The sequence below is a fragment of the Phormidium sp. CCY1219 genome (genome assembly GCF_055795085.1).
In genome coordinates this window covers 1-3,014 of the sequence record NZ_JAYFEQ010000506.1, presented here as the reverse complement: position 1 = coordinate 3,014, position 3,014 = coordinate 1, and the positions used below count along the sequence as shown (strand labels likewise).

The following is a 3,014-nucleotide window of genomic DNA, read 5'->3' as shown; positions in this document are numbered from 1 at the left end:
GGGGGAGAACTCCTCCCTACGCATAAATGACGAGGGTTTCCGTTCTCCCCCTTACCAACCCTAATTTCTGATGATGACAATCCATAGAAGGTCTCCCTTCCATTTGTGAAAGTCGATTGTCGGTGGCGATCGCTGCCTAAGTCAGTGTGCCTACTTTCGTTAAGTGTGGCATAAAGCGCTGAATTCTCCCTTAATTTTCCTCTTAAAAAAGATGTTAACCTCTTTACTACTGTGGAGCGGGCGACTCCTCTATCTGAGGATAAGGGTTTCCCGCTTTACCTGAACCCATAACATCTCCCCCGCACTCAGCCCGAGTATTTCATCATCAGTGAACTCGGCTAAAAAGGTAAGCTATAATTAACAAAGCCAAAGCGATGATAAATCAGTGGGGACCTTTTTACCGAAGGAAATTGCCCTGAAACAGGCGAACAGGGCAAACAAATGGGGATAAAGAAAAACCCAAGCGATCGCTTTCGATAAACATCCGAGGGAGAAAATGAAACTGGGAGATGCGTAGACCAGGGAATCAAATCAAAATTCTCGGTTGTAGTAAACCAAGAAACTCCAATCGCCGCCGAGGGTTGCACGGACAACTCCAGAGAAACCCCAGGCTCATGCAAGGGATCTGAGACAAAAGAGGGTGGGATCCGGTGGCTTGAGGAACCTGAAGTTGTAGGATTTGCAAAAGCTCCCGTAAGATGACATCAGCGAAGATGCCCAAATCAGAAGATCCAGGGAGAGTTCTCCCAGAGTCGGACTTGCAGGGTAGGTAAAATCGTGGCGAAGGCTCGACTCAGGAAAAACAAAGGTTTAAACTGGATTCGGGGGCAAAGGAGAGACGGGTGGCCCAGACCATCGCCCACTGTCCCCAGAATGCTGCCTAGGGGTGTTTCGTCATTGGAGTGGAACCCAGGGGCGATCGCCCGTGGGTGGAATTCACTCAAGCCAAATAATCAAGTGGCATCAGACCAAAGCAAACCACTTATCAGCGCAGTTCTATGCAGACAACGAGGTGAACCAGCAAGTAGAGGTAGCAACACATTCCTTCCAGACAGTGGCGCTTCAATTGCCATATCCCTTTAAACTGGATTTTAATGAAGGTGAACTAAACCAACTACGGAAACGGTTTAGCAATCAATTTCGGCATAGACACGGAAGAGGACGATCGGTGTGCTGTATCTAGCGGAAGTACAAAAACAAAAAAGTAGCTTTGGGCTTGGTAGCGCCAAGGCTGAACTTAGACTGCTCGCCTGTCAGCGGGGCGAAAACAGTTGGAGTGCCGTACCAGGCTCAGAGACGATCCCTGCTGAGGACGCCAGTAGTTTTAACGCCGGCGCGCTGGTGCTTGTAGACCTCAGTCCCAACAAACAAGTAAAGGGGAATGTGGAAGAGGCGGCATCTCGTCTGGTTAGTATTTTGCAAAATTTCTCCCGAGGTCAAGACAAAATCAAAACCAAGGAGGAAGAAATCGAGCAGTGGATGCAGTCTCTGACATATCAAAGTCAGGAACTACAGCGTCGCGAGATGGAATTACAAGCCCGGGAAGAAGAACTCACCGAGCTAGAGTCTAAACGCCAGGAAATCGAAAGCGCTTCTTCAGAAGCCACCCAAGCTAGAGAAGATCTAGAGCGCAAGCAGCAGGAACTAGACAGCGCCTGGGAGGAATTGCGATCGCAGCGCCAGCAGATGGAGGAGCAGATCGCTCAAACACAGCAATCGGTGCAGTTGGATGAAGGACTAGCCAATCACATTCAAGAATTACTCGATTACTTGTCTCAAACCGATGCGCCCAGCGAATCGGCGAACGAACAGGTGAAGCTGGCGTTGGAAGGGGTGGCGGCACAACAGTCGGTGATGGACGAACATTGGCAGCGGCTCGATCGCTTTCGCAGTGACGCCGAACAGCAGCAACAGGAACTCCCCAGCAAAAACCAAGAACTGGAGAATTTGCGCCAACAATGCCATGAAGGTGAAGCGTCTTTAGAAGAGGCTCGCGCACAGTTAAAGCTCCTCGAAAGCGCTCTGGCAATTAAACGCGAATATGCCACGAGCCTAAAAACCCAGGTCACGAGTCAAGAGGAATTGCATCAGCAACTGTTTCAACTGGCAGACACCTCCGAGCAGGTGACGATTACCGATAAGGTGGACGTGGAAGCGTTGGAGAGGATGCCGATTGAGGAACTGGAAGGAATGGTGCAAAATCTACAGCAGGATTTAGACAAAATCTTTCAGTTTGTTAACGGTCAAGAGGAGGAGTTGAAATTACAGCGCGAGACGATTGAAGAACTCGAGCAAACACTTAGCCAAGCGAAAGATACTGAACGCTGGAACGTACAGCGACAACTGACGGACGAACAAGAAGCTTACCAGATGTTGGATCAAACCCTGGTGGGTCAGCGACGGAATCTGCGCGAACGGGAGGAGATTCTCAGTCAGCACCGGGCGGTGTTGAGTCGCCGTCAAGGTCATGGAGATGGTGGCTCGATCGCCCCCCATCAAAAGCTTGCCCTCGGCCCAATTCTCGGGCAAATCGAACAAGCGCGAGAACAACAAGCGGAAGAACTCCAAAAGCTCGAAGGGGAAATCGAACAGATGGAACAAGAGTTTGAGCAGGCTCAGGAAACTGTGAATGCTCAGGCTAAAGAAGTGGAGGATAAGCAGCAGGCGATCGCTCAACTTGAAGCAAATGTGCGGGAGTTGCAAGAGGCGATCGCGCGAATGCTCGCTCAAGTCAATCTCTATGAAGAAATGCTCCAACCCCTGCAAGATAAACTCAACGAGGTCAAGCAAAAACTCGAAGAAGTGGCCGGCGCTTTCGGACAAGTGGGAGAAACCCACTCCAATCAACAACAGGCGATCGCGCAGATGCGCGACATTCTGACGGGTCTGATTAATGGAGAGTCTTCTGAGTTGGCGGCTTCGTAGAGTGGCGCAATCGTCAGGAACCCCATCCCTAAAGGGAAGGGCTTGGTAAGACTTTATTCTTGCTACGCTCGAATATTTTCCCAAGCTCA

At 50.2% G+C, this 3,014-nt stretch carries 1 protein-coding gene; it reads left to right on the top strand.

Translation table 11 applies throughout. The features are described 5' to 3' along the window. The first annotated feature begins 1,170 nt into the window (after positions 1 to 1,170). Complete coding sequence (gene hmpF, locus AC0QH1_RS13335) at positions 1,171 to 2,925, top strand: pilus motility taxis protein HmpF (protein WP_324631642.1); 1,755 nt, start codon at positions 1,171 to 1,173, stop codon at positions 2,923 to 2,925. Positions 2,926 to 3,014: the final 89 nt, after the last annotated feature.